This is a genomic window from Halomonas sp. R57-5, assembly GCF_900070345.1.
GTDB classification, from domain to species: Bacteria; Pseudomonadota; Gammaproteobacteria; order Pseudomonadales; family Halomonadaceae; genus Vreelandella; species Vreelandella ventosae_B.
Genome location: NZ_LN813019.1, coordinates 2,197,064 through 2,223,250, shown reverse-complemented (window position 1 = coordinate 2,223,250; position 26,187 = coordinate 2,197,064). Strand labels below are relative to the sequence as shown.

26 protein-coding genes and 1 riboswitch are annotated in these 26,187 nt (G+C 57.3%); of the genes, 10 read left to right on the top strand and 16 right to left on the bottom strand.

Annotated features, from left to right (window positions below; translation table 11 throughout):
• Window position 1: 1 nt before the first annotated feature.
• The 4 genes from HALO_RS10135 to HALO_RS10120 are packed head-to-tail and all read right to left on the bottom strand — an operon-like array spanning window position 2 to window position 4,491.
• Window positions 2-772 (bottom strand): ABC transporter ATP-binding protein, encoded by a 771-nt coding sequence (locus HALO_RS10135; RefSeq protein ID WP_035580041.1) that lies wholly within the window; start codon window positions 770-772, stop codon window positions 2-4.
• Entirely contained in the window at window positions 772-1,767 is a 996-nt protein-coding gene (locus HALO_RS10130; RefSeq protein ID WP_035580044.1) for a FecCD family ABC transporter permease, read from the bottom strand. The genes HALO_RS10135 and HALO_RS10130 overlap by 1 nt, the downstream gene beginning before the upstream one ends.
• Window positions 1,767-2,690 (bottom strand): cobalamin-binding protein, encoded by a 924-nt coding sequence (locus tag HALO_RS10125; RefSeq protein WP_035580047.1) that lies wholly within the window; start codon window positions 2,688-2,690, stop codon window positions 1,767-1,769. The genes HALO_RS10130 and HALO_RS10125 overlap by 1 nt, the downstream gene beginning before the upstream one ends.
• Entirely contained in the window at window positions 2,671-4,491 is a 1,821-nt protein-coding gene (locus tag HALO_RS10120; protein WP_035580051.1) for a TonB-dependent receptor domain-containing protein, read from the bottom strand. Before HALO_RS10120 ends, HALO_RS10125 begins: the two co-directional genes overlap by 20 nt.
• Before the next feature lie 159 nt (window positions 4,492-4,650).
• Window positions 4,651-4,879: riboswitch (cobalamin riboswitch) on the bottom strand.
• A gap of 74 nt (window positions 4,880-4,953) precedes the next feature.
• Here HALO_RS10120 and HALO_RS10115 point away from each other — a divergent pair.
• Entirely contained in the window at window positions 4,954-5,574 is a 621-nt protein-coding gene (locus HALO_RS10115) for a hypothetical protein (RefSeq protein ID WP_050713389.1), read from the top strand.
• 4 nt (window positions 5,575-5,578) lie between these two features.
• Here HALO_RS10115 and HALO_RS10110 read toward each other — a convergent pair whose 3' ends face one another.
• Genes HALO_RS10110 through cobT form a run of 7 tightly spaced genes read right to left on the bottom strand, consistent with a single transcriptional unit; the run spans window position 5,579 to window position 11,016 of the window.
• Window positions 5,579-6,004 (bottom strand): bifunctional adenosylcobinamide kinase/adenosylcobinamide-phosphate guanylyltransferase, encoded by a 426-nt coding sequence (locus HALO_RS10110; protein WP_035580056.1) that lies wholly within the window; start codon window positions 6,002-6,004, stop codon window positions 5,579-5,581.
• Complete coding sequence (locus tag HALO_RS10105) at window positions 5,956-6,609, bottom strand: histidine phosphatase family protein (RefSeq protein WP_035580059.1); 654 nt, start codon at window positions 6,607-6,609, stop codon at window positions 5,956-5,958. Before HALO_RS10105 ends, HALO_RS10110 begins: the two co-directional genes overlap by 49 nt.
• On the bottom strand, window positions 6,546-7,316 hold the full coding sequence (cobS, locus tag HALO_RS10100; RefSeq protein ID WP_050714160.1) for an adenosylcobinamide-GDP ribazoletransferase: 771 nt from the start codon (window positions 7,314-7,316) through the stop codon (window positions 6,546-6,548). The genes HALO_RS10105 and cobS overlap by 64 nt, the downstream gene beginning before the upstream one ends.
• A gap of 11 nt (window positions 7,317-7,327) precedes the next feature.
• A complete protein-coding gene (locus HALO_RS10095; protein ID WP_035580062.1) occupies window positions 7,328-7,879 on the bottom strand; it encodes a bifunctional adenosylcobinamide kinase/adenosylcobinamide-phosphate guanylyltransferase in 552 nt (183 codons plus the stop codon).
• The gene (gene cobD, locus HALO_RS10090; protein ID WP_035580065.1) at window positions 7,863-8,969 is read right to left on the bottom strand and encodes a threonine-phosphate decarboxylase CobD; all 1,107 of its coding nucleotides are present in this window, start codon (window positions 8,967-8,969) and stop codon (window positions 7,863-7,865) included. Before cobD ends, HALO_RS10095 begins: the two co-directional genes overlap by 17 nt.
• Window positions 8,966-9,970, bottom strand: a complete 1,005-nt coding sequence (cbiB, locus tag HALO_RS10085; RefSeq protein ID WP_035580067.1) for an adenosylcobinamide-phosphate synthase CbiB — start codon at window positions 9,968-9,970, stop codon at window positions 8,966-8,968. The genes cobD and cbiB overlap by 4 nt, the downstream gene beginning before the upstream one ends.
• Complete coding sequence (gene cobT, locus HALO_RS10080) at window positions 9,967-11,016, bottom strand: nicotinate-nucleotide--dimethylbenzimidazole phosphoribosyltransferase (RefSeq protein ID WP_050713388.1); 1,050 nt, start codon at window positions 11,014-11,016, stop codon at window positions 9,967-9,969. The genes cbiB and cobT overlap by 4 nt, the downstream gene beginning before the upstream one ends.
• A gap of 281 nt (window positions 11,017-11,297) precedes the next feature.
• Here cobT and edd point away from each other — a divergent pair, with 281 nt between their 5' ends.
• The 9 genes from edd (at window position 11,298) to HALO_RS10035 (ending at window position 20,674) form a co-directional block, all read left to right on the top strand.
• The gene (gene edd / locus HALO_RS10075; RefSeq protein ID WP_035580071.1) at window positions 11,298-13,187 is read left to right on the top strand and encodes a phosphogluconate dehydratase; all 1,890 of its coding nucleotides are present in this window, start codon (window positions 11,298-11,300) and stop codon (window positions 13,185-13,187) included.
• Window positions 13,187-14,152 carry a glucokinase gene (glk, locus tag HALO_RS10070; RefSeq protein ID WP_035580074.1) on the top strand — a complete coding sequence of 322 codons (966 nt, stop codon included), beginning with the start codon at window positions 13,187-13,189 and terminating at the stop codon, window positions 14,150-14,152. Before edd ends, glk begins: the two co-directional genes overlap by 1 nt.
• A 35-nt stretch (window positions 14,153-14,187) precedes the next feature.
• Entirely contained in the window at window positions 14,188-15,057 is an 870-nt protein-coding gene (locus HALO_RS10065; RefSeq protein ID WP_035580076.1) for an aldo/keto reductase, read from the top strand.
• A gap of 63 nt (window positions 15,058-15,120) precedes the next feature.
• Window positions 15,121-16,068 (top strand): carbohydrate kinase family protein, encoded by a 948-nt coding sequence (locus tag HALO_RS10060; RefSeq protein WP_035580079.1) that lies wholly within the window; start codon window positions 15,121-15,123, stop codon window positions 16,066-16,068.
• 181 nt (window positions 16,069-16,249) lie between these two features.
• A complete protein-coding gene (locus HALO_RS10055) occupies window positions 16,250-16,969 on the top strand; it encodes a FadR/GntR family transcriptional regulator (protein WP_035580081.1) in 720 nt (239 codons plus the stop codon).
• 15 nt (window positions 16,970-16,984) lie between these two features.
• Window positions 16,985-18,133, top strand: a complete 1,149-nt coding sequence (gene dgoD / locus HALO_RS10050; RefSeq protein WP_022523040.1) for a galactonate dehydratase — start codon at window positions 16,985-16,987, stop codon at window positions 18,131-18,133.
• A 29-nt stretch (window positions 18,134-18,162) separates the two neighbouring features.
• Complete coding sequence (locus tag HALO_RS10045) at window positions 18,163-19,134, top strand: 2-dehydro-3-deoxygalactonokinase (protein WP_050713387.1); 972 nt, start codon at window positions 18,163-18,165, stop codon at window positions 19,132-19,134.
• Between the two features lie 7 nt (window positions 19,135-19,141).
• A complete protein-coding gene (locus tag HALO_RS10040) occupies window positions 19,142-19,762 on the top strand; it encodes a 2-dehydro-3-deoxy-6-phosphogalactonate aldolase (protein WP_269449324.1) in 621 nt (206 codons plus the stop codon).
• Window positions 19,763-19,777: 15 nt separating this feature from the next.
• Window positions 19,778-20,674 (top strand): SMP-30/gluconolactonase/LRE family protein, encoded by an 897-nt coding sequence (locus tag HALO_RS10035; RefSeq protein ID WP_035580096.1) that lies wholly within the window; start codon window positions 19,778-19,780, stop codon window positions 20,672-20,674.
• A 91-nt stretch (window positions 20,675-20,765) separates the two neighbouring features.
• Here the strand turns inward: HALO_RS10035 and HALO_RS10030 are convergent, their stop codons facing one another.
• The 5 genes from HALO_RS10030 to HALO_RS10010 form a co-directional block, all read right to left on the bottom strand.
• Window positions 20,766-22,361, bottom strand: a complete 1,596-nt coding sequence (locus tag HALO_RS10030) for a solute:sodium symporter family transporter (RefSeq protein WP_050713385.1) — start codon at window positions 22,359-22,361, stop codon at window positions 20,766-20,768.
• A 264-nt stretch (window positions 22,362-22,625) separates the two neighbouring features.
• A complete protein-coding gene (locus HALO_RS10025; protein ID WP_035580106.1) occupies window positions 22,626-23,288 on the bottom strand; it encodes a bifunctional 4-hydroxy-2-oxoglutarate aldolase/2-dehydro-3-deoxy-phosphogluconate aldolase in 663 nt (220 codons plus the stop codon).
• Between the two features lie 45 nt (window positions 23,289-23,333).
• Complete coding sequence (gene pgl / locus HALO_RS10020; protein WP_035580108.1) at window positions 23,334-23,999, bottom strand: 6-phosphogluconolactonase; 666 nt, start codon at window positions 23,997-23,999, stop codon at window positions 23,334-23,336.
• A 1-nt stretch (window position 24,000) separates the two neighbouring features.
• Entirely contained in the window at window positions 24,001-25,506 is a 1,506-nt protein-coding gene (zwf, locus tag HALO_RS10015) for a glucose-6-phosphate dehydrogenase (protein ID WP_035580110.1), read from the bottom strand.
• A gap of 304 nt (window positions 25,507-25,810) precedes the next feature.
• The gene (locus tag HALO_RS10010; protein WP_035580111.1) at window positions 25,811-26,158 is read right to left on the bottom strand and encodes a hypothetical protein; all 348 of its coding nucleotides are present in this window, start codon (window positions 26,156-26,158) and stop codon (window positions 25,811-25,813) included.
• Between the last annotated feature and the right edge of the window lie 29 nt (window positions 26,159-26,187).

Below are 26,187 nucleotides of genomic sequence, written 5' to 3'. Positions count from 1 at the left end.
ATCACTCTTTTATCGGTACAAACACCGGTGCCCCATCCACCTCGACCACCGCTAGCCGCTGGCGGTAGAGGCTTTCTAAAGCACTGGGCATCAGCATGCTATCCCGCGGGCCCCAGCACGCCTCGCCATTGGGGTAGAGCAGTAAAATATGGTCGCACCACCGGGCAGCCAGGTTTAGGTCGTGTAAGCACATGATGACCGCCTGCCCCTGGGCAGCCTGCTCTGCCATCAGCGCCATGACGGCGCTCTGGTGGTGAAGGTCAAGATGGTTGGTGGGCTCGTCGGCCAGCCACAGGTTGGGCGCCTGGGTCAGCACGGTGGCAATCGCTACCCGCTGGCGTTCGCCGCCGGAAAGCGTGCTGACTAAACGGTCATGCAGATGCGCCACATCTAATCGCTCAAGCGCAGCTTCGGCACGGGCGTAGTCATCGGCGCCCTCCATCTGCCACGGCGAGAGATAGGGATGACGGCCAATCAGCGCGGTTTCCAGCACGGTTGCGGGAAAGCCATCCTGCCGATCCTGAAACACCAATCCCAAACACTGGGCGATATGCCGGCGGCGCAGCTGACCAAGCGCTGACTCGTTGAGCTGAACGCTGCCCGAACGTGGGGCATGCAGCCCCGCCAAAGTATGCAGCAGAGTGGTTTTACCCGCCCCGTTAGGGCCCAACACMCCCCACATTTGGCCTGGTTCAACGGTTAAATTAAGCGGTGTGCCACCTTCACGTCCCGGCACGTCGATGATGAGGTCTCGGGTAGCCAGTACGCTCATCAGCGGCTCCGGTAGAGCAGAAACAGGAAGGTGGGCACGCCCAACAGCGCAGTGATCACGCCTACGGGCAGCTGTTCCGGGGCGATCATGGTGCGCGCTAGTGTGTCCGCCAACACCAATAGCGTGCCCCCCGCCAACGCACAGGCGGGCAGTATCAGCCTCTGGTCGTTGCCTAACAGCAGGCGCAGCATATGCGGCACCACTAAACCGACAAAGCCAATGCTGCCAGCGGTGGTCACTGCCACTGCGGTGAGTAGGCTGGCGGCAATATAGATACACCACTCCAGCGGCCTAACCGCAACGCCCAGCGCGGCGGCCTGCTGAGGGCCTCGGGCCAACACATTCAGGCTACGCCCAAGCGGAATCAGTACCACGCAGGTAGCCAACAACAATAGCAGCGGCGGCCAAGGGGTACGCGCATAGGAGAGATCGCCCATCAGCCAGTAGAGCATGCCTGGCAGGCGTTCGGCGGGGCTCATCGCCAGCATTAGGGTAATTACCGCGCCCCACCCCGCCGCGACCACTACGCCGGTGAGCAGCAGCCGCGAAGGGGTCCAGCCGCCGCTGCCGTGGGCCAAACCAAACACTAAAAATGTCGAAAATAGCGCGCCGCCAAATGCCGAACCAGAAATCGCCAGCCCGCCGAACCCTCCCAGCATGGCTGCCAATGCGCCAATAGAGGCGCCACCGGATAGGCCAAGCACGTAAGGGTCAGCAAGCGGATTGCGCAGCAGCACCTGCATTAACGCCCCCGCTACTGCCAACAAACCGCCGACGGCAAACGCCGAGAGCGCCCTGGGCAAGCGCAGCTCCATCACCATGGTACGCGCCAACGCATCGCTCTCGCCTTGCCCTATATAACCAAGATTACCCAGCACCACTTGCCAAATTTGCGCCGGAGAAATCTGCGCACTGCCAACACCAAGGGAAATAATCAGCGCAGCCAACGCCGCTAGTAATAGCAGGCTAAGCGGCAGCCCCAGGCGTGCGAGCATTAACGGCGTCCACGCTTTTGGCGCGCAATATCGAGCTTCTCACAGAGGATCTGGGTGCCCTCCATCAGCCGCGGCGTGGGCCGTTGAATCAGCGAAGGCGGCACAAAGAAGAGATTATCTTCGCTCACCGCCGTCAGGTTGGAGTACTGCTCCCAGTGGGTCAGCCAGTGGCGGTTCTCTTCGCCCATCCCCCCGGCCACAATCGCCTCAGGATTCGCTGCCAGCACGGCTTCATCGTCTATGCGAGGCACCCGTCGCGCCTGCTCGCCAAACACATTTTCACCGCCGCAAATCTCGACCACCTGGCCGATAAGGTGCTGGTCGTTAACGCTCATTAGCGGCTCATCCCACACTTGGTAGAACGTGGTTACCGGGTCACGATCACGGTAGCGCGACGCAAGCGCGGCCATGGTGTCACGGAAATTGTCTGCCACCGACTGCCCGGCCGCTTCTGTACCCGCCAGCCGTGCCAAACGCTCAATGGCACTGGCCACGCCCTCTACATCCCGGGGCTCGATATAGAACACCGGCATACCCAAGGCTTCGAGGGTTTCAAGCTGTTCAGCTGGGTTGCCCGTCACCCAACCAATGACTATATCGGGCGCAAGCCCTACCAGCGCCTCTAGATCAATCCGGGTATGGCTTCCCACCGACGTCACTTGTTTGGCTGCCGGCGGATAATCGCTGTAAGCAACGACGGCGACCACTTGATCTCCTGCGCCAGCCGCGTAGGTCAGTTCAGTCGCACCGGGCGAGAGCGTGGCTATGCGCTGAGCAGCATTATACAGGCACACTTCACGGCCACGATCATCCACTACGCAGCGCGAGTGATCGTGGGCATGCGAAGTAGCCGCTGTTAATAACAACGCGAGGCCCAAGGCCCCGCGCGCAACACCACGTTTACTATTGGCCAAAGTGAACACTTAAGAACCCTGCTCGGCCAGCGTTAATATAGTCACGGCTGGTTGAATACTCTTTATCAAAGGCGTTTTCTAGCGTAACACGAGCCGTCCAGAGCGGCGCAAACTGCCATCCCGCGCGCAGGTTAACCAGTCCATAGCCACCTAAACGCTGGGTATTGGAGACGTTATCGTAGCGGTGATTCTGCGCGATTAACGAGCCCCCCAGCGACCAATCGCCAAGCTCCCGATCGGCATCCAGACGCACACTTTGAGTGGCCCGACGGGCTAATCGATTACCGGTATCTCGGTCTTCCGGATCCAGATAGGTAAAGGCGGCTTGCAGTGTCCAATCATTCATTTCCACACCACTTGCAAACTCCGCCCCACGAATACGCGCGCTGTTGATGTTCTGCGGCGCCCATAAACCACTCGACGTCGGCGCCCAGGCAATCATGTCGTCGTACTCGTTTTGAAAGGCGGCCAAGTCCCAGAACCATCGGTTGTATTGGCCTCGAACACCCACTTCGACGGTTTCAGACTTTTCTGGATTGAGATTAGGGTTACCAGAATCCGGCCAATAGAGGTCATTAAAGCTCGGTGCTTTAAAAGCAGTACCTAAGCTTGCGCGCAGCGTGTGATAGTTATCTATTTGATAACCCAGCGCCAAGCTGCCGGTAACCTCATCGCCGTAGGCTTCGTTGTCGTCATAACGCAAGCTTGCTTGAATGGCAAACGGAGAGAAGTCGAGCAGCCCTTGGGTAAACACGGCGGTGTTATCGCGGCTGGTGACGTCAAAGTCGTTGGTGCTTGAAACGCGGTCTTCGCTGATTTCAGCGCCAGCAATTAACTCATGGGCACCCAACTGAAGATTGTTCTGCCAGCGGGCAGTTTGGGTGCGGGTATCAATGATCGAGTCGCCAAAATTATCCAGCGTATCCAGCTCATCGCGGGCTTCGCTAAGGGTCAGGCGACTCTGCCAGGTATCGGTAACTGGCACCTCGCCGTAAACACCTGCCACCTGCTGGACAAAGTCATTCTCTCCATCGTCATATTCGTTGTTACCGCGAGCGCGCAGTGCCAGCACACCCACCTCAGCACCACTCTCAAAGGTATGCGCAACGCGGGCAAGCGCCGAGGTGTTGTCATAGCCTTTGTCTTCACCGCCGCGTCGAATGGGTTGGCCATCAGTATTGAAATGGCTAGCGGCGAAGCTGTAGCGCGTGCCTCCCTCGCGGCCAGAAATACCTGCGCTTAATCGCTGGGTATTAAAGGAGCCACCACCGACTGAAATGCTAGGGTGCGAGCCCTCTTCGTCACCCTCCGGGGTAAACAGCTGAATGACACCACCGACGGCATCCGCACCGTAAAGGCTACCGCGGGGGCCGCGCACGATTTCTGCACGGTCAAACATGCGTGGGTCTAGATACTGAAAAGCGGCGCCGCCTGCCGTGGCAGATCGCAGCCGAATACCATCGATCATCAGAACGGAAGCATCGCTGGGCGCACCGCGTAGATAAACGCTGCTGTTTTTACCAAAACTGCCGTTGCTGGTGACATCAACGCCCGGCTGGCCGCGCAGCAGATCGCTGAGGCTGGTGGGGTCTTGGCGGCGAAAAGAGGCTGTGTCCAGCACGCTAACCGATGAAAGGCTTTCGTTGGCAGTGCGCGGCGCTAACGCAGCGGTAACCACGACAGGATCAAGCGTGGCTAAATCAGTCGTCGCGGCGGCGTATTGGGCCTGGGCTGAAAAGGAGATGGCGAGTGGTAAAGCAGCCATGCTCAACGCCGCCCGTTGGGCGGTGGTGTGGAAACGGTGGTTCATGGAGGGATCCCTTGCTCGTCGTGCTCMCCCGCACAACGTCGTTTTATTGACCGAGCGCAGGACAAGACAAGGAAATCACGGTCGCACTGTATGATTGCATTGTTCCACCGTTAATCGCCTTGAGAGCACCCACCGCGCCTCGGCATGTATCGGTTCAGGTTGAACCGTTACTCTCGGGCCGGTCTCCGGGCTGACGAGCGAAAGGCAGCATCTAACAATGCGCCTTTCCGAACGACCACCTTCCCGTGCATAAGCACAGTGGCGTCTTAGCCGTTCTTATCTCGATCACCGTTGCGGGGGCAGCGTTGGAATCACACAAGGCGTTCACCAACTTCCCGTTTCACTAGCGGCTTGATCCACCGCCAGCACCTGAGAGTGGGCGTAAGCTAGCAACTTGTTGGAGGGCGGTCAATTCATGATGAGCTGCTAGAGTATAGACAACGCACGGAACAGGAGACGATCATGGTCGATTCCTCACCAGCCGGCGTGCCACGCTGGTTAAAGCTGGCTTTTACACTGTGGATCCTGGTCTGGGCACCAAGCTACGTAGTGCTGCTGGGGGCACAGAACTTCTTTTGGCTGTGCAACGTAGCGAGTTTTCTGCTGCTGGTGGCGCTGTGGAGTGAACACCGCACCCTGATGTCGATGCAATGGCTGGCGGTGGCGCTAGTCGGCAGTTTATGGAGCCTGGACGTCGCCACGGCGGCGCTCMCTGGCGTGCATCCTATCGGCGGCACCGAGTATATGTTCGACCCGGAGCATCCACCCATGGCGCGAGCCATGTCGCTCTACCACGTGGTGCTAACGCTGGTGGCGGGTATCGGCATAGCCAGGCTTGGCTATGCACGCCGCGCCCTGCTTTGGCAGATCCTGCTAACGTGGATTGTGGTGCCATTGACCTATCTGCTTACCGAAGCCGAGCGCAATATCAACTGGGTGCATGGCCCCTTCGGCCAGTCCCAGGAGAGCCTCGACCCGTTGCTCTATCTGTTCCTACTCACGCTGCTCTGGCCCATAATAGTCTACCTGCCAGTGCATCTACTGATGATTGGTTGGCAGCAGCGCTGGCGGAGCAAGGCTTAGCTAATTACTTAACCGCCATCACCAACCCATGCCGGACATACCACACATGCTCAGCTTGAGTAGTGGCATCCTGAACAAACCAGCCATTGAGATCACGAAGGCGGCGCTGTTCAGGCTGCATGGGCACAATCCCACGGCCAACTTCGTTGGCAATGATGATTAACGGCGCGTTTAGCTCGTCGGCGTGCTGGCAGAGCGCTGCCATATCGCTCTGCCACTGCTGGCGCAGGGCATCGTTATCGTCACGCTCAAGCGCAGCGCCAAGCCATTCAAGCACACCTGTGAGAACAAGCGGCGTATCGGCTACGAGCGCTTGCTGGCTATCGCTGAAGGGCTTAGCAGCATCCAGTTGCCACCAATTCGCCTTGAGAAAGCGTGCGGCTACAACGTCTCGTTTGCCAGCGCAGGCACCGCCGATGAAGAGCTGCATTGCCATTCTCCTTGTCCATTCGCATCGGTGTAATAAGTGAGTTTCCAGCGCCTGCCTTGGGCCTGACTCACTGAGCCATCCCAGAAGTGGATGGTTTCAAAACGACGGCGCAGCTCGCGAATCACACCGCCGTGGGTGACAGCTAGAATTTTTTTGTGCCCCCCCGATTGAGCATTGACGGCCACATTATCAAGCCAAGCATACAAACGTGCGCGCAGCTGGGCCGCTGATTCGCCACCTGGGATTTTCAGCTCACCGACGCTGTCGATCCAGGCGCGGTAGTGGGATAGGTTTTTGAGTTCGTCGTAAACCTTGCCTTCGTACTCGCCAAAATCGAGCTCCCGCAGGCGTGGCTCAAGCGTAAGGGGCACGCCTGGTTTGGCGACTTCCGCCCACTTCAGCGTTTGTTGGCAGCGGTTAAGATCGCTTGAGTAGATGGCATCAAAATACTCATCTGCCAATGCCTCCCGCAGCGTTAGTAGCCCCTCTTCAGCTTCAGGCAACAGCAGCGGTATATCTTGTTGGCCCTGATAACGACGTTCTAAATTCCAAGCGGTGATACCGTGGCGAACTGCCACCAGCTCCACACTAAGATCAGTAGCCAAAGCTCTCCTCCTTCGATGGTGGCGCCTACCATATCGCCGTTAATGCCGTTAAACAGTCGCACCATAAACCCGCGTGAAAGCGCCACAAAGACAGCCGCCAAGAGCCCCATCAGCACCAGCGCAGGGGCGAACAGCGCGACAACCGCCAGCGGTACCAGCGCCAGTGCCACATCCTGGCCGCTAAGCGACTGCTGCCAGCTCCAAGCCAGGCCCTTCGGCTGGGCGCAGGGGGTCAGAACCAGCAAGGCAACGCCCGCCCAGCGCCCTAGCGCGGGCACCACCAGCAGCCACCAGAGCGGCGCTTGATAAGTGAGCAATGCCCATAGCAGCACGCCCTTCCAGGCGAGTAGAAACACCAGCGCCAAGATACCAAAGCTGCCGATTTGCGGATCTTTCATAATCTCCCAGCGGCGCGCCAGCGGCTGATTACTGCCCAGCGCATCGGCGATATCCATAACGCCATCCAAATGCAGCCCACCGGAAAGCGCCACCCACACGCTTAATATCGCCAGCGCGGTGATCGGTGTGGGGGCGTTGTGCATCGCAAACGCTAGCAGCACCAGCACGCTACCGATCAACAGGCCCACCAAAGGGTAGGCGCGCACCGCCCAGCGGCGGGKATCGGGCGTCCAGGGGACGGCTATTGGTATGGGGATCCGGGTCAGAAACTGCAGCGCCAGCAGGAGACCGAACAGAGCATTTTTCACAGCACCCTCTTTCACAGCAGCTTCCCGTGGTTTTTCCATTCGATGGCGCAGCCTGCGAGCACCTCTAGCACCGAGTCCGCCTCCGCCGCTAGCCAGCGGTGAGCGCGCTGAAGAAACGCCAGGTAGCGCCAGGTTTGCGTATCTGTGGGCGGCAGCGATTCGTTAATATCGTTAGAGACAATCATTAGATAAATACTGCGCGCGCGAGCATCCGATAACGTATTTGTCAGCAGCGCCAGGCCACCGTCGTCGCTAAGCTCACTGCCATACAGCACTTGGCTGGACCATAGCGTTAAGCAGTCCAGCAGAACCGCACTGCCATCGGGCACCTCGGCCAGCGCTTGATCTATATCCACAGGCGCTTCTAGCGTTACCCATCGAGCGGCTTGTCCGTGACCGTTCCTAGCTTGCTGGTGTCGTACCACTCGCTCAGCCATCTCTGCGTCGTATACGGCTGCGGTCGCTAAGTAGTAACAGGGTGAGCTACCCGCTGCGTCCACTACCCGCTGCTCGGCAATATCACTTTTGCCGGAGCGTGCGCCGCCGCTAACGAAGACAATCATGCAGTACCTTTTTCAGCACATTAACTAGCCGCCGGTTGGCAGATTCGTCGCGCAGCGCTACTCTCAGCCATTCGCCATTAAGCCCGGCAAAATTGTGGCTATGACGCACTAAAATGCCCTGGCGCAGTAGCTGCTCAAATAGCGCATCCGTGGTGATTTCCTGCGCAGCACTGGGGCGGATAAGAAAAAAACACGCCTGGCTGGGCACAACGTCCAACCCCAACTCGGTAAGCGCTTGAGCCACACGCGGCCGCTCGCTGGCCAACCACCGTTGGGTGCGCCGGGCAAAGGCATCATCCGTCAGCAACGGCGCCACCAGCTCCGCCGCCAAGTGATTAACACTCCAGGCTGGCTGATGGATCGCGGCGGCGTTTATTGTTGCCGCATCCGCCAGCATATAGCCCAACCGCAGCCCTGGCAGGGTATAAAACTTGGTCATGGAGTGCAGCAGCGTCAAGTGCGCATAGCGCGCCAACAGCGGAGCCAACGAGGCCTGCTGGGTCGCCTCGCCTACCATGTCAATAAAGGCCTCATCGACTACCACATGGCAGCCAATGGCTGCGCTGCGATCCAGCAGCGTTTCCATTGCCGAAATATCAATTAGCGTAGCGGTAGGATTATTGGGGCGGCATAAAAACAGCACCTCAGTGCCGTTAAGCCCGGTCAACAAAGAACCAACATCCAGCACAAAGTGCGGCGCGGGCAGTGCGATCTCAGTGACGGAGAGCCGATAAGCACGACAGGCGCGGGCATACTCGCCAAAGCTTGGGGTAATAATCGCCGCCCGCTTGCCTGCATGCACCGCGGCAGCCAGGAAAATCGCCTCGGCGCCGCCGTTGGTTAGCAGCACCTGCTCGGGCTGGACTTGGTGGTGGGCGGCAATAGCGTGGCGAGCAGCGCAATAATCGGGTGCCGGGTAGCGCTCCAGACAGGCTAACTGCCTCGTTAACCAATCGCTGACCCAGGCCGGAGGCCCCAAAGGATTGAGGTTGGCACTAAAATCTTCCAGACGGTGATCGGCGGGCAAACCGAAGTGCGCTAATAGCGCCTCGGCTTGCCCGCCGTGGCTGGGCCACATACATTGACTCATAGTAGCCCCTTAAAAATGAATAATATGCCCGCTATTACCACCACTGACAGCACCATAAACAGTATCCAGGCACCGTGCATTAAACGCACCGCAGCAGAGATATGCGTTACCTGCAGCACTTCAAGCGGCTCACCTAGGGTAGCGCGCTGAGACACCACACCTTGATAGACATTGGTGCCGCCCAACTGAACCCCGAGTAGCCTGGCCACCATGGCCTCCGGCCAGCCAGCATTGGGGCTTGGATGACGCGGCGCATCGCGGCAAGTACTGCTCAGTGCGCCTTTCCAGCGCAGGTTCAAAACGCCTGAAATATCCAGTAGCAGGCCAGCAAGCCACAGGCATAGCGCGGTTAAGCGTGCGGGTATCCAGTTGGCGACATCGTCCAGCTTCGCGGAGGCAAAACCAAAATCGGCATAGCGTTGGTTTTTGTAGCCTACCATCGAATCCAGAGTATTCACCGCCTTGTACGCCAGCGCTAGCGGTGCCCCGCCAATCAGGGCAAAAAATAGTGGGGCGGTAATGCCGTCAACGGTGTTTTCCGCCACGGTTTCCACCGTGCCCCGGGTAATTTCCGCTTCATCCAAGCGTTGCGTATCGCGCCCGACTATCATTCCCAGCGCCTTGCGTGCAGCGTGCAAATCGCCTTTTGTCAGCGGCTTAACCACGGCGCGTGCCGCATCGCCCAAGCCTTTAATCGCCAGCGTAGTCGATAGCAGCCAAAGCTCAGCAATCAACGCCAGCCCGGGGTGCAATCGTGCTAGCAGCGCCAGCGCTAACCCGCTAACAAGCCATACGCCGCCGACCACAACAACGGTTAACAACGCGCCGCTGAGCTTGCGCTGCTGCGCCGTGCCGCGATTCCACAGCCGCTCAAAAGCGCTAATAAAGCGCCCTATCAGCACCACCGGATGCGGTATTGAGCGTGGGTCACCAACGATTAAATCAATCATGATCGCTAAAGCGATCAGCGCTACGCCCGTTAATGTAGCACTTGCGCTCATAGCCTAGCCTTATCGCTAACGCCGGCATCGTTAAAGGTCGCCATCTCCGCCGCCATCGCTGTCGCCGCCTTCACTAACGGATACGCCAGCGCGGCACCACTGCCCTCGCCTAGCCGCATGCCCATATCGAGTAGCGGCTTAGCCTCTAAAGCCCTTAATGCGACTTCATGCCCAGGCTCTTGGGAGCGATGGCCAAAAATAAGGTAGCCGCGTACCGCGGGGCAGATTCGGCAGGCGGTCAACGCGGCCACTGTGGCAATAAAGCCATCCACAATGGCTGGCATCCTATTGGCCGCTGCTGCCAAATACGCGCCGGTCATGGCAGCAATTTCCAGGCCGCCCAATTTTGCAAGCACCGCTAAAGGGGCCTGTGGGTCAGCGTTACGCGCAGCGATAGCGCGTTCAATCACCGCCACTTTGTGCACCTGCTGCTGGGGATTAATCCCGGTTCCCGCACCGACTACGCTTGTTACCGACTCACCCGTTAGTACTGCTAACATCGCACTACTGGCGGTGGTATTGGCAATGCCCATTTCACCGACAATGAGGCATTTTGCGCCGGCCTTTTTTGCCCTTTCAACGGCAGCCMCGCCCGCATCCATAGCATTAATGACGTCAGCCGATTGCATGGTGTCTTCTTCCACCATATTGGCAGTGCCATGGCGCACTTTAGCAGCGGTTACGCCTGCCATTGTTAACGTCGCAGCCACGCCAACATCGACTATCTCAACCAGCGCCCCTATCTGCCGGGCAAACACATTAATGGCCGCCCCTCCATTGGCGAAGTTAGCCACCATCTGGGCAGTCACTTCTTGGGGAAAGGCAGATACCCCTTCGACGGCAACGCCGTGATCTGCAGCAAACACAATGACCGCCGGCGGCGTCACGCTGGGCTTGAGCTGACCAGTGATGGCGCTCAGCTGTATCGCCAACTCTTCCAAGGCACCCAAGCTACCCGGCGGCTTGGTGAGCGTATCCAAGTAGCGACGAGCCTCTTCCCCAGCATTGAGATCAACAGGCTGAATGTGGTCAACAATAGCGTGCATGCAGGCTCCGGCTTAGTAGGGGTCATCAAACATTCAAAGGCAAAGCGCAAAATGGTAGCAAAAGCCTGGGTGCTATACTTGCTATTTCACTGGCGATGCTTCCACCCTGTCAGGGTTCCATAAATACCATCGCCTATTTTACGTAAGGTGACTGACAGCCTACATTCGGGTAATAAAACTACAAATGTGGTTTTTATTGCCGTAAAGTCTCTTAAATCGACGCTAAAAAATGTAAAATAACTACAATATTTACTCACCGTCTCTATCACGCAGAGGTCCCTATGCCGAGCTCAACACCTGCCACTTTAAACCCTACCGTTGCTGAGGTTACCCAGCGCATTCGTGAGCGCTCTGCTGAGCGGCGCGCCCTCTATGAGCGGCGCATGGCTGACCAGCACAAACGTGGTGTGCACCGTGCCGAACTAAGCTGTGGCAACCTGGCCCACGGTTTCGCGGCCTGTAACCCGCGTGATAAGAACGAACTCAAGCTGATGAACAGCGCCAACTTAGGGATTATATCGTCTTACAACGATATGCTCTCGGCGCACCAGCCGTTTGAGACGTTTCCTGAAACGATTAAAGCAGCCGCCAGTGCCATGGGCTCAACCGCCCAGTTTGCCGGTGGCGTGCCCGCCATGTGCGACGGTGTGACCCAAGGCCAGCCGGGGATGGAACTTTCCCTGTTTTCTCGCGATGTGATTGCCATGTCCGCGGCCGTTGGCCTCTCGCACAATATGTTCGATGCTGCCCTTTATCTGGGTGTATGCGACAAGATTATTCCAGGCCTTTTCATCGCTGCCGCGCGCTTTGGGCATCTGCCCGCCATGTTTGTCCCCGCGGGCCCAATGCCCAGTGGCCTGCCTAACAAAGAGAAGGCGCGCGTCCGCCAACTCTACGCAGAAGGTAAAGTGGGCCGCGCCGAGCTGCTAGAAGCCGAGTCGGAGTCCTACCACAGCCCCGGCACCTGCACCTTCTACGGCACCGCCAACTCCAACCAGCTAATGATGGAGGTGATGGGCCTACATCTGCCCGGCACTTCTTTTGTAAACCCTGGCACCGAGATGCGCGAAGCACTGACCCGCTACGCCACAGAGCAGGCCATCCGTAACACCGAACCCGGCGGCGACTATCGCCCGTTCTTTAAACAGATTGATGAGCGCGCGATTGTTAACGCCGTGGTGGGTTTGCTGGCTTCCGGTGGTTCAACCAACCATACGATGCACCTGATCGCCATGGCCGCCGCTGCGGGCATTACCCTGAACTGGGATGACTTCACCGACCTTTCGGCGGTTACTCCCAGCCTGATGCAGGTTTACCCTAACGGCCAGGCGGATATCAACCACTTCCAGGCGGCGGGCGGCATGAGCTACCTGTTCCGGGAATTGTTGGGCGCAGGCTTGATTCACGGCGATATCCCCACCGTGTTTGGCACTGACCTAACCGCCTACACCCAGGAGCCGTTCCTGGAAGATGGCAAAGTCGTCTGGCATGAAGGCCCCGAAAAAAGTCTTGATGAAGACGTTCTTCGACCTGTCGCTAAGCCCTTCGCGGCAACGGGTGGTTTAACAGTGATGAAAGGCAACCTGGGACGCGGTGTGATTAAAATCTCAGCAGTCGCCGAAGAGCATCGCATTGTTGAAGCGCCGGTAAAAATCTTCGAAGATCAAAATGAAATGAAAGCGGCTTTTGAGTCTGGCGATTTAGACCGCGATGTCATCGTGGTTGTACGCTTCCAGGGGCCCAAAGCTAACGGCATGCCCGAGCTACACAAACTAACGCCGTTCCTGGGCGTGCTGCAGGACCGTGGCTATAAAGTGGCGCTGGTCACTGATGGCCGCATGTCGGGCGCATCGGGCAAGGTACCGGCTTCTATCCACATGAGTCCGGAAGCCCTGGATGGTGGCCCGCTGGCCAAACTGCGCGATGGCGATATTGTGCGCCTGGATGCCAATGCGGGCACGCTGGAAGCCAAAGTTGACCCCGCCAGCTGGGCTGATCGGCAACTAGCCATCGGTAACCTGGATCACTACCACGTGGGCTTGGGTCGCGAGCTGTTTGGCGGCTTCCGTCACCTTGCCATGCGCGGTGAAGAGGGCGCTGGCGTGTTTGGTGGTTTTGAAGCCGATGATCTCGCCCGCCAGCAGGGGCAAATCTCACAAGAGGATGCCTGATGCGACCGGCACTCATCGGCGATATTGGGGGCACCAACGCACGCCTGGCATTGGTGTCTCCCGGTGAAATAACCCCGCACGACATTTTGAACCTACCCTGCACCGACTACCCCGGCGTTGTAGAAGCGGTGCAGGATTACTTGAATCGCGTGGGCGCCACCGGTGACAACGCGCCTCAAGAAGCCTGCTTAGCCTTCGCCTGCCCTGTTCACGCTGAGCGGGTCAAAATGACCAACAACCACTGGGATTTTTTGAAAAGCGACGTTCAGCAAGCGCTGAATCTATCGCTATTCAAAGTGATTAATGACTTTACCGCCCAGGCGCTGGGCGTTCCCCATGTGGCAGCCAGTGATTTGGTCGAGGTTCAGCCGGGTCAAACCCAGGCGCACTCCACACGCTTAATCATCGGCCCTGGCACCGGGCTGGGCGTTGCTGGGGTATTTCCCGGGCAGCACGCCTGGATACCACTGCCCACCGAAGGCGGCCACGTCACTTTTGCACCCACGGATGGCACCGAGCGGGCGCTGCTGGATGTATTTCTGCAGCGTCACAAGCGGGTGAGCGTAGAGCGCATTTTGTGCGGTCAGGGCTTACTCGAGCTTTACCAGGCGCACTGCAGCCTTGAGGGAATTGAACCTCGCCTAACCAGCCCGGCCGAGGTGACCACAGCGGCCAACGAGGGCGATAGCCTCGCCACCGCTGCCCTGCTGCGCTTTCTCAAAATCCTCGGCGATGTGTGTGGCGATGCCACCCTAACCATGGGCGCAAGGGGTGGAGTTTATCTATGTGGCGGCATTCTTCCCCGCTTGCTGGAGTGGCTGCCGAAGAGCGAACTGCGCACCGCTTTTGTCAATAAAGGCCGTATGGGTGCTTATAACGCTGACATCCCCGTATGGGTGGTGACTGCCCCCTGGACGGGCCTGCTGGGTGCCGCCGAAGCACTGCATAACGAAGAAGTTTTCTGATAACAATTTCTAACAACATCAATATGGAATCTGCTATGCCCGCTGCCACCTTTGATGTGCCGTTTCTTCTCGGCATGATGCGTCTGCACGAAACTCCCGCCATGCACGACCCTGAACGGTTGGCAGACTGGATCGAAGCACGCCTGGAACAGGGCCTTAACTGGTTTGACCATGCGGACATTTACGGCAGCGGCCAAGGAGAGACGCTTTTTGGCGCCGCACTACGGGCGCGCCCTGCCCTGGCTCAGCGGGTCAAGGTCGTCACCAAAGCGAGCATTGCTAACGACAACCCCGCGCCCGGTTCGGGTAAGGTAAAGCACTACAACGCTAGCCCGGATTATCTACATAGCGCCATCGACGCCTCGCTTGGGCGTTTAAACGTCGAACGTCTCGACCACTTTCTGATTCACCGCCCCGACCTGCTAATGAACGCTGAAGCCACCGGCCGCGCGCTGGACAACGCCATTGAAGCAGGCAAAATTGGCGCCGCGGGAATTTCCAACCACCTGCCTAGCCAGTGGCGCCGTTTGCAAGCAGCCATGCATCATCGATTAAGCGCCAACCAGATCGAGCTCTCAATCGCCCATACCACGCCGCTGTTTAACGGTAGCTTTGATGATCTATGCGCCGACGGCCACTCGCCCATGGCGTGGTCGCCGCTGGCAGGTGGGCAATTGATGCAGGGCTCCGTGGGCGACTGTTTGGGTAAGTGGGCAACTACGCTTGATAGCTCGCCCAACGCCTTAGCGCTGGCTTGGCTGCGCAGCCTGCCCAACTCGCCGATACCGGTGATTGGCAGCGTTAAACCTGAGCGAATTAGCGACATGCTGAATGCCCCCGCAACGCTACCCCGGGAAGCGTGGTATGAGCTGCTTGAAGCCGCGCGCGGTCATTGCGTGGCATAAAACTGTTCCGTGCAACACCGCTCGTTTTAAAACAAATACACTAATCATAATAAGGAGCCACAGATGACACCAGTTATCGCCTTTGGGGAAGCACTGGTTGATATGCTCTCCAGTCGTTTGGGTGCCGCCACTGATGCCCAGGAAACCTTTACGCCCTACGCCGGTGGCGCTCCCGCGAACGTGGCGGTCGCCTGCGCCCGCCTGGGTGTGCCTAGCCAGTTTTTAGGCATGGTAGGCGACGATACTTTTGGGCATTTTTTGGTGCGTGAGCTTAATAGCCACGGTGTAGACACCAGCGGCATTGTGTACACCCAACAATCCCGTACGGCGCTAGCGTTCGTTTCCCGGGATGCAGTGGGCGAGCGCACTTTTGATTTTTATCGTCCACCCGCAGCTGATCTGCTTTACCGCCTTGAGCATTTACCCCAGGGCGTATTTGAGAATCCTGCTATTTTGCACCTGTGCAGTAACAGCCTGACCGACCCCGAGATCGCCGACGTTACTCTGGCAATGGCCACCATGGCCAAGCGCGCAGGCTGCCTGGTCAGCGTCGATGCCAACCTACGCCACAATCTATGGCCCGGCGGTGAAGCAGACGCCAGCTTAGTCACGCAACTACTAGACGGCGCCGAGCTGCTCAAGCTCTCCCAGGAAGAACTCGACTACTTGCGTGCTGATCACCCTGCAGAATCGTGGCTTTCTGAACGTTTGGCGGCTGGGGTGAAGGTTATCTTGATTACCGACGGCCCCAACGATGTGGTGCTAAAAGGTATCGGCATCGACCAGCGAATTGCCCCCCCTAAAGTGGAAGCAGTCGATACCACCGCCGGTGGCGACGCCTTTATTGGGGGTCTTCTGGCCGAGCTTTCGACCCACGGCATCAATGAAAACTGGCAGAGCGATGCTGACTTTCTACACCGTGCAGTAGCTACCGCCTGCCGCTGCGGCGCCCATGCCGTTACTCGGCCAGGCGCTTACGCCGCACTGCCAACGCGAGCAGATATTAGCTAAATAAGTCGCCCTATAAGCTATTAACATAAGGCACGCCTGGGTAGGCGTGCCTTTTTTGTACCTGATTTGGGGTGACTAGACGTCAAATTAAGCTCTGACTTTTGTCTAAAGCAGTTCGCTTGTGGAAATGTCAGACATTTACTAGACTAGCGGTCATCGAACACATAATAAGAGACAACCGATGACGCTGGATGCTCTACCTACCCACCAGGGTGGCGCTGAACAGTTAGCGCGTTTACTTGCCCAGGCACTGCTGGCAGGCCATTGGCAGCCCGGCGATGTTTTTCCTCGCGAGTTGGATATCGGTAAACACTTTGCCGTTAGCCGTAACCAGGTGCGTAACGCACTCACCAGCCTCACCGCTGCAGGGCTATTAGAGCGCACCGCGGGGCGCGGCACGTTGGTGCGCGAAATCGGCGACTGGCACCTGCTCGACCCGCTGATGAGCGAATGGATGACCGGCTTGATCAACCTTGACCCGCAGCTGGTCAGGGCTATTTACGCCTTTCGCTACTCTGCCGAACCCGTGGTGGCAGGCCTGGCGGCGCAGGCAGCCCAGGCTGAAGACATAGAGCGCCTTGAGAGCGCCTTTGCAGGCATGGAGAGCAGCGCAGGCAGTGTTGAAGCCCGTGCTGAGCATGCCGAGTACGACGTCGCCTTTCACGATGCCACTTACCGGGCGAGCCACAATTTAGTCTGGCGGCAAATGGGGCATTTACTGCGCCCTTCAATCATGGCGCTGATACACCGTTCGCAGCACCGCACCGATACGCTAGACGACAGCCTTGCCCGCCACCGTCAGGTGCTTGACGCCATACGCAACCGCGATGCCAGCGGCGCAGAGAGTGCCGCACGTGAAGTACTGCGCCGTACCGCCATCGATCTTGGCATCGTCAATTAATAAGGATCTGATTTAATGAAAATCACCAAACTCAAGACCTGGCAAGTCCCCCCGCGCTGGCTGTTTCTCAAGATCGAAACCGATGAAGGCTGCTACGGCTGGGGTGAACCGGTAATTGAAGGCCGCGCGGCAACCGTTGAAGCCGCCGTACACGAGCTTTCCGACTACTTGATCGGCCAGGATCCACACCGCATCGAGCATCTCTGGAACATCATGTACCGCGCTGGATTTTACCGCGGCGGGCCGATTCTGATGAGTGCAATTGCCGGTATTGACCAGGCGCTGTGGGATCTTAAAGGTCGCGACCTGGGTGTGCCCGTTCACCAGCTGTTAGGCGGTGCCGTGCGCGACAAAATGCGCATGTATGCCTGGACCGGTGGCGACCGCCCAAGCGACGTGGGCGCTGGTGCCAAAGCGCTGGTCGAAAAAGGCTTCACGGCCTTCAAAATGAACGGCACCCCCGAGCTGCAAATCGTCGATTCACACCGCAAGGTCGATGAAGCCGTTGCCCGGGTGGCAGAAGCCCGCAACGCCGTTGGGCCAGATGTAGGCATCGGCATCGACTTCCATGGCCGCGTGCACCGCCCTATGGCCAAAGCACTGCTGCGCGAGCTAGAGCCCTTTCACCCCATGTTTGTGGAAGAGCCGGTCGCCCCCGAACATCTGCCCTGCTTGAAGGATATTGCTGGCGGGCTTGGCTACCCGCTAGCCACCGGCGAGCGGCTGCATACCCGTTTTCAGTTCCGCGACCTGCTGGCCGATGGCATGATCGACATTATCCAGCCGGATATTTCCCACTGTGGCGGCATTAGCGAAGGTCTCAAAATCGCCGCCCTAGCATCCGCCTACGATGTCGCCCTGGCGCCCCACTGCCCGCTTGGCCCGCTGACCTTAGCCGCTTCGCTACAGCTGGATGCGGTGAGCCACAACGCCTTTATTCAAGAACAGAGCATGGGTATTCACTACAACCAGGGTAACGATGTACTCGACTACCTGGTCGATAAATCAGCCCTGGCGATTGAAGATGGCTTCTGTGCCATTCCCCAGGGCCCTGGGCTTGGCGTGGAGATCAACGAAGAGTTCGTTGAGGAGCGCGCCAAGGTGGGCCACCGCTGGCGCAACCCGGTCTGGACTCACGAAGACGGCTCTATTGCGGAGTGGTAAGCCATGCAATCAACGCTGAGACTTACCCAATGAGCGCGACGACTGCATCGTTAGAGCAACAGCTGGCGTGGATTGCCGTGGACTGGGGCTCCAGCAACCTGCGCGCCTGGGGCCTCAATCAACACGACCAAGTGATTGCCCAAGCCAGTAGCGACAAGGGCATGCTGTCGCTTACCCCCGCCGACTATGAGCGCGAGCTACGGCGGCTAGTGGGCGATTGGCTGCCTGCCAATGTTCACACCGATGTGATGGTGTGCGGCATGGCGGGCGCCCGTCAGGGCTGGCTGGAAGCCGCCTATTTGCCGGTACCCACGCGGCTTGACCAGCTTAGCCAGGGCGCAGTAACGCCAACGCTTACAGGCGACCAGCTACGTGTTTACCTGCTACCCGGTTTAAGCCAAACCCGCAGTGCTGCAACCCACTTTGATGTAATGCGTGGGGAAGAGACCCAGTTAGCAGGCCTCGTCGCTAACACACCTGACTTTACGGGTCTCGCCTGTTTGCCGGGTACCCACGCCAAATGGGCCACTCTTGAAGCGGGTGCGGTGAGKGGGTTTTCGACCTACCTGACCGGCGAGCTTTACCAGCTATTGGCCAACCAATCGGTCTTGCGCCACTCAATCGGCACCGATGAGCTTCAAGACCCCGCTTGCCGTGAGGCGTTTATTTCGGCAGTTAGCGAGATCTACGCGGCGCCCGAAACTTTTAGTAGCCGTCTTTTCGGCCTGCGCGCGCAGGATTTACTCGATGGTCGGCTACCTGCAGGCGACACGCGTGGAGCCGTACTGGCGGCCAGGCTCTCTGGGCTCGCCATTGGCCTTGAGCTTGCTGGCGCCTGCCGTGAATGCCCCACCGATAAGCCGATCATGTTGATTGGTAACCAAGCCCTGAGCCAGCGCTATACGCTGGCGCTCAATACGATCGGCTATCAGACGCAGCATGTGGATGGCGACACCGCCGTCTTAGCAGGTCTGCGCCTCGCCCATCACGCGTTAACATAATTTAAGCATGGAGAAATTGGCTATGTCGCTGCCACTAATTGGTATTTTACGCGGTGTAACGCCTGATGAGGCCGTGGATATCGCGGAAGCGGTGCTGGCCGCGGGCATCACCCAGATTGAAGTACCGCTTAACTCACCCAACCCGCTGGAGAGCATTCGCCGCTTGGTAGACGCATTTGGCAAGCGCGCGGTCATTGGTGCAGGCACGGTACTCACTCCGGCTCAGGTGCGTGAAGTTCACTCTGCGGGTGGACGCCTGATCGTTTCTCCCAACTGTCGGCCTGCAGTCATTGAAGAGACGCATAGACTCGGTATGGCGAGCTGGCCGGGGATTGTGACACCCTCTGAGGCCTTCGATGCACTCGATGCCGGTGCCACCGGACTTAAACTCTTCCCAGCGGTGCAGGTAGGATTAGAGGGCATGCAGGCAGTGCGCTCAGTACTGCCCACAGGCACCCTTTTGTATGCTGTCGGCGGCGTTGGGATCGATAACTTCGCCACTTGGCGCGCAGCGGGTGTCGATGGTGCAGGGCTGGGCAGCGCGTTATACAAACCCGGCCAAAGCGCTTCCCAGGKAGGTCAACAGGCACAAGCCCTCGTCGAGGCCTGGTTGGCAGGAGAACAATAAGGAGATCCAATAACAATGAATACAGGTATGCATGTTGCAACGTGGCAGGCAGAGTTAGCGGTCGATTGCCGCTGCACCCTAGGTGAAGGCCCGCAGTGGGACGCTAAAAATCAGCGCCTTTATTGGTGCGACATTCTTGAAAAGCAGCTGCACTGGCTATCCCCCGCCACTGGAGAAAGCGGCCACTATCAGTTTGAACATCGGGTGTCACTGGCTGCGCCCCTTGAAGAAGGAGGCCTGCTGTTAGTCGGCGAAGACCGCTTAAGCCGCTTCAACCCAGGCAGCGGCAAGGTAGAAAAGCTGTGTGATTTCGAGGCCGATAACCCGGTCACCCGCAGCAATGACGCCCGCATTGATCGCCACGGCAGCCTGTGGCTCTCCAGCATGGGTAAAAGCGCTGAAAGAAACGCTGGCAGCCTTTACCGCCTGCACCGCGGCGAGCTGTCGCGGCTGCGCTCAGGGCTGACCATTCCCAATGCTATCTGCTTTGCTGAAAATGGCGAGTTTGCCTGGTTTACCGATACGGTGACGGGTGTGGTGATGCGCTGGGCGTTGGATAGCGACGGCTGGCCGAAGGGCGAGCCGCAACCCTGGGCAGACTTTTTTACCAGCCAGGGCAACCCCGACGGTGCCGTCATGGATGGCGAAGGCTGCCTATGGCTAGCGCTGTGGGGAGCTGGGCAAGTGGTGCGTTTGGATCATGACGGCGAAATAATAGGCCGCGTTGAGCTACCGGTCAGCCAACCCTCCTGCCCAGCGTTTGCAGGCCCTGATCTAAAAACGCTGTATATCACTACGGCGCAAGAGGGATTTAGCGCTGAACAGCTAGCCCAGGAGCCCACTGCAGGCTCGCTGTATAGGGTCGAAACCGGCATCAAAGGATTGACCGAACTGCCGCTGCGCCTGGCATAACTCTCTTATAAACCTCACAGCAAAAGGCCCCGCTAGCGGATACTAGCGGGGCCACTTTCTGGCTTTACCTCTTAGCGACTAGCGCTGGCACTCAACCGGCGAAGCTTATATACATCACGATGACTAACACGACCAGGACAATACCGGCCGGTACTGCGCCTTTCCAGGGTGTTAGATCCACATCGCCGCTGTGCTGCTGAATCCAGTCGGTTTCCCGTGGGCGCAGCTTGCCGATGATCAGCATCACGACGACCAACAACACAAACACCATCGCCACGAAGTGGAACTCGTGCATAACCTGCGGCAGCAGCGTAAAGGGTGGCACAAAGTAACCGGCGGCTATCAATAAACAGCCGCCCACCAGGGCAATTTTAGCTGCCATCGGCGGAACACGTTTGGTTAGCAGCCCGACCAGCACCACGGCAAGAATTGGAATAAAGTAGATCGCGTTCATCTTCTGCAGGTAACCAAACAGGCTATCCTGGCCTGCCAACAACGGCGCGATAATCATGGTAATAATGGCCATGATCCAGCCGAAGACCTTACCCGATTTCACCACCTGCTCTTCCGTCGCCTCTTTGTTCAGTACACCTTTATAGATGCCCAGGCTGAAAATCGTAGTAGTACTGTTCAGCGCGGAGTTAAACGACGAAAGAATCGCACCGACCATCACCGCGGCGAAAAACCCGGTTAGATACGGCGGCAGTACGTTAAATACCAAGTGACCGTAGGCCTCATCAGCACGCACGCCTTGATCGGCATAAAGATGGTAAGCAATGATGCCCGGCAGCACGAGATACAGCGGGCCCAGCAGTTTAAATAGACCGGTCAGCAGAACACCCTTCTGGCCTTCAGCCAGGTTTTTGGCCGCAAAGGTACGCTGAATAATCTGCTGGTTGGTACTCCAGTAGAATAGATTAATCAGGAAAACACCGGTGAACAGGGTAAAGAAAGGCMCCTGCTGATCAGCGCCGCCAATCGAATTAAGCTTATCCGGGTCGCTCTCTTTGAGGATGCTCCAACCTTCCATAATGCCGCTGCCGTCACTCACGGCCTGCAGGCCGAAATAGACGATCACGAAACCGCCGATCAATAGCCCGACGCCGTTAAGCGTATCCGAAACCGCCACCGTGCGTAGCCCACCAAACAGTGCATAGACCGAACCGATAATGCCAACTATCCACACCGTTAGCCAAAGCAGCGTCGCCGAAGACTCGATACCTGTTAGCCCTTGAAGATCGAGCATCCCCTGCAGACCGATGGCGCCGGAATAGAGAATAATCGGCAGCAGAATCACCGCGTAAGCGATCAAGAAGATGATATTGGTGATTAGCTGGGTGGTTTTATCGAAGCGTATTTCGAGCAGCTGCGGCAGCGTGGCAATGCCACTTTTCAAAAACCGCGGCAGGAAGAAGAGCGCCAACGCCACCAGTGCGATAACCGCCACCACTTCCCAGGCCATCACGCTTAACCCATCGGAAAAGGCCGCCCCATTGAGCCCCACCATTTGCTCGGTGGAGAGGTTGGTCATTAGCAGAGAGCCAGCGATCAGCGGAAAGGTTAGCGTACGCCCTGCTAGAAAGTAGCCGCTGGTGCTTGAGTGGTCATCTCGGCGGGTGATTCGCCAAGTGATAAAGGCGACAAGCCCTGTAAAAAACAGGAAGGACGCCAGGGTCAAAGCGTGCATTTTGACTCACCTCATGATCATTGTAAGTGGCACGCACGTTACTGTATGCGCGTATAGCGAAATGTCAGACAAATCGTCCCGCCATTTTAGTTGAGCTGAATATAGCCCGTTATACGTCTTTGGTCGTACGCAGGCGGGTACCATACGCGAATGACAAAATTTCGCTATAAAAAAACCCTAGCAATGGTTAAAAACCATAACTAGGGCCAGCATTTACACAACCTGCGATAGGTTGCTTAAGGATGCCTATTGAGTGATGCCTGCTTAGTGATGAAAGCGCTCCGCTGATTGACGGGCCAGTTCGCGAATGCCGTCCCAATCTTCAGCATCGACCATTGCTTTCGGCGTCAACCAGGAGCCGCCTACACACATCACGTTCGGCAGTGACAGGTAGGCGTCTGCGTTGTCCACGGTAATGCCACCGGTGGGGCAGAAACGCGCTTCTGGAATCGGTGCGCCAAACGCTTTGATTGCTTTAGCGCCGCCGCTGGATTCAGCGGGGAAGAACTTAAACCGACGATAGCCGTACTGCCAGCCGGTCATCAGCTCAGAAATGGTCGACACGCCTGGTAGCATTGGCACAGGGCTTTCCACGCCATAGCGGTAAAGCGCGTCAGTGGCGCCCGGCGTCACCACAAAATCAGCGCCCACCTGCTCGGCTTGGCGATATTGCGCGGGTGTTAGCACGGTGCCCACACCAATGCTGGCACCCGGCAGCGCTTCTTTCATTCGCTTGATGGCGTCCAGGGCACAATCGGTGCGCAGGGTAACTTCCAGCACGGTTAAGCCGCCTTCCACCAGGGCGCGCCCTAGCGGTACTGCGTCTTCCAAGCGCTCAATCGTGATGACAGGAATCACTTCAGCTTTTGAGCAGATACTATCCAGCTCTGCGGTACGGGTAGAAGGTAACTGTTTGTCGATAGTCATTAGTGAGTCTCCAAGCAACTTATTATTGGCTAAACCGGCTGGCGCTCAAGGCGCCCAATAAATGGCCAATGGGCAGGTTAAAAAGGCACGAATAGGCAACTGACGAACGTCGTCGCCGTTTAATGCCTTGGCCAACACGGCGCGTTTATCGTCACCGGTAATATGCAGAATATGCCGCCGTGCCTGATGCAGGCGGTCGGCCGAAAAGGTAATCCGTGGCTGCGGCTGACTAGGCGTTCTAACTGCCACTAACAGCTCTTCCGTGGCAAGCGCCAGGGTCAGCTCAGGGCTATCGGGAAACAGTGACGCGGTGTGGCCGTCTCCCCCCATCCCCAAAATCACCACGCTGGCAGGCCAGGCCAGTGATTCCGCTCGCTTGACCACTTCATCTACGCCCTCTTCGGGGGTCGCCGCGCCGCAAGTTAACGGTATAAAAGTAGCCGCTTCAGCGTCGCCCTGAAGGAGGTGCTCACGCACCAACTTGGCGTTGCTATCACTGCTCTGCTCATCGACCCAACGCTCGTCGGCAAGCGTTACGTCAATGCGCTCCCAGGGTAGCGGTTTGGCCGCCAGCGCCTTAAAGAAAGGCACCGGGGTGGAACCACCTGAAACCACCAGCAGGACGCGCTCTTGATGGTTTAAGTCGTCGTGCAGCGCCTGAAAAACGGCTTCGGCAAGCTGCTCAGCCAACTGTTGGCGTGCTTGGCTCATATTAATAATCCTCGTACCAGCTGCGGCCGTCTTGGGTAATCATGGCGATGGAGGCGACGGGGCCCCACGAGCCTGCCGGGTAACGGCGCGGTGGGGTGTCGCGTTTTTTCCAGCCATCAATGAGCTGGTCGCACCAACGCCAGGCGTGTTCGATTTCATCCCGGCGGACAAACAGATACTGCTGGCCTTTCATGACTTCGAGCAGCAGGCGTTCGTAGGCATCGGGTATCCGCGATTTGGGAAAGGCATTGTTGAAGTCCAAATGCAGCGGGCCGGGGCGCAGGCGCATGCCTTTATCCAAGCCGCTATCTTTGGTCAGCACTTGCAGGGCGATACCCTCTTCCGGCTGCAGGCGAATAATCAGCTTATTCGAGGCGATGCCGCGTTGATCCGGGTCGAAGATATAGTGCGGCTGCTGGCGAAAGTGAATAACGATCTGTGAGAGCTTATCCGGCATGCGCTTGCCGGTGCGCAAGTAAAACGGCACGCCTGCCCAGCGCCAGTTAGCCACTTCGGTTTTCATGGCCACAAAGGTTTCGGTTTGGCTCTGGGTGTTGGCGCCCTCTTCTTCTAAATACCCTGGCACCGACTGGCCATCGCTAGTACCGGCGATATATTGGCCGCGCACCACATCTCGGCCAAGCGCTTCGCCCACAAACGGCTTGAGCGCTTTAAGCACTTTCACCTTCTCATCGCGAATGGCATCGGCATCCAGATTGGAAGGCGGATCCATGGCGATTAAGCACAGCAGCTGCAGCAAGTGGTTTTGCACCATGTCCCGCAGTTGACCCGCTTGGTCGAAATAACCCCAGCGCCCTTCGATGCCCACTTTTTCGGCAACGGTAATTTCCACATGGGAGATATTGTTCTGGTTCCACTGGGTACCAAACAGCGGGTTGGCAAAACGCAGCGCAATCAGGTTCTGTACGGTCTCTTTACCTAAATAGTGGTCAATACGGTAAATCCGCGATTCGGGGAACACTTGACCAATAGCGTCGTTAATTTCAATGGATGAGTGCAGGTCGTAGCCGATGGGTTTCTCCACCACCACGCGGGCCTCATCGTCCAGGCTTTTACTGGCCTGCAGATGACGGCAGATATCGCCATAAATAGATGCACCAACGGAAAGGTAGACCACCATTGGGCGCGGTGAGCCTTTGCGCCACTGACGAATAGCGTCGTAACCCTCAACGCTTGAAAAATCGAGTTTTAGGTAATCCAAGCGGGCGAGAAAGCGCTCGATACTCTGCTTATCCTGCTCGCTGCTTTTCAGTCGTTTTTGCAGCGCGTCGTTAACCATTTTGCGAAATGACGCAACGTCGTGCTCATGGCGGGCCAGCCCCATAATGCGCGTGCTTTCAGGCATCAAGCCTTCGCGATCAAGATGGTATAAGGCAGGAAATAGCTTGCGCATGGCAAGATCACCCAGCGCCCCAAACAGCGCTAAATCAATAGCGTGATTCGGATCGCCCAGCGGTGCACCTTGGGAAGCAGTGGACTGGCTCATCGTCGCTCCTATTTATAATTAGGCATCTAATGTAGTTAGATTACCTAAAATCTACCGTAAAGGGGGCATTATACGCAATAATTCGTGTAATTTTACTACAAAATGGCATCTACCGCTTCTATTTCGATGCGTTTACAGCTGTGATTGTTCAAGGAATTTCCACTCTCACTCTACGCCCTTGATATGCGCTACTGCTACGCTCCCTAAGGAGGAGGCGAGCTAGATGAGCCAATAATGAAGTATGCTTTAATTCATCAGGCAGTGCATAAAGCACCAACTTGGGCTGATGACAAAGGAAGAGGCATCACATTGGGTTTATGTTTTTATGAATTATTTTTGCCAAAGAGAAACCAATAGCGGCGCCTGTTAATTTCGCATAGGTAGCAATACCAGAATAGATCAGCTCTGTTTGAGTGTAAATTTCCGCATAATCTGCACACATAGCAGACAATGTTGCCAAAGCTGCAACTACGAATCCCCACTTAACACCATGCCCCCATGCAATCAAAATGACTGGTATAAGATACGGAAATATGGATATAACCGGATTTTCAGCATGATAATTATATACCGCCAGACCCCATAGCCAAGTGAGTAACACGAAAATACGAAAATACGAATTGGGATTTGTTTGAAATAACCCCACAGCCATATTCCCCCCATTAAAAGAGTATTTATTTA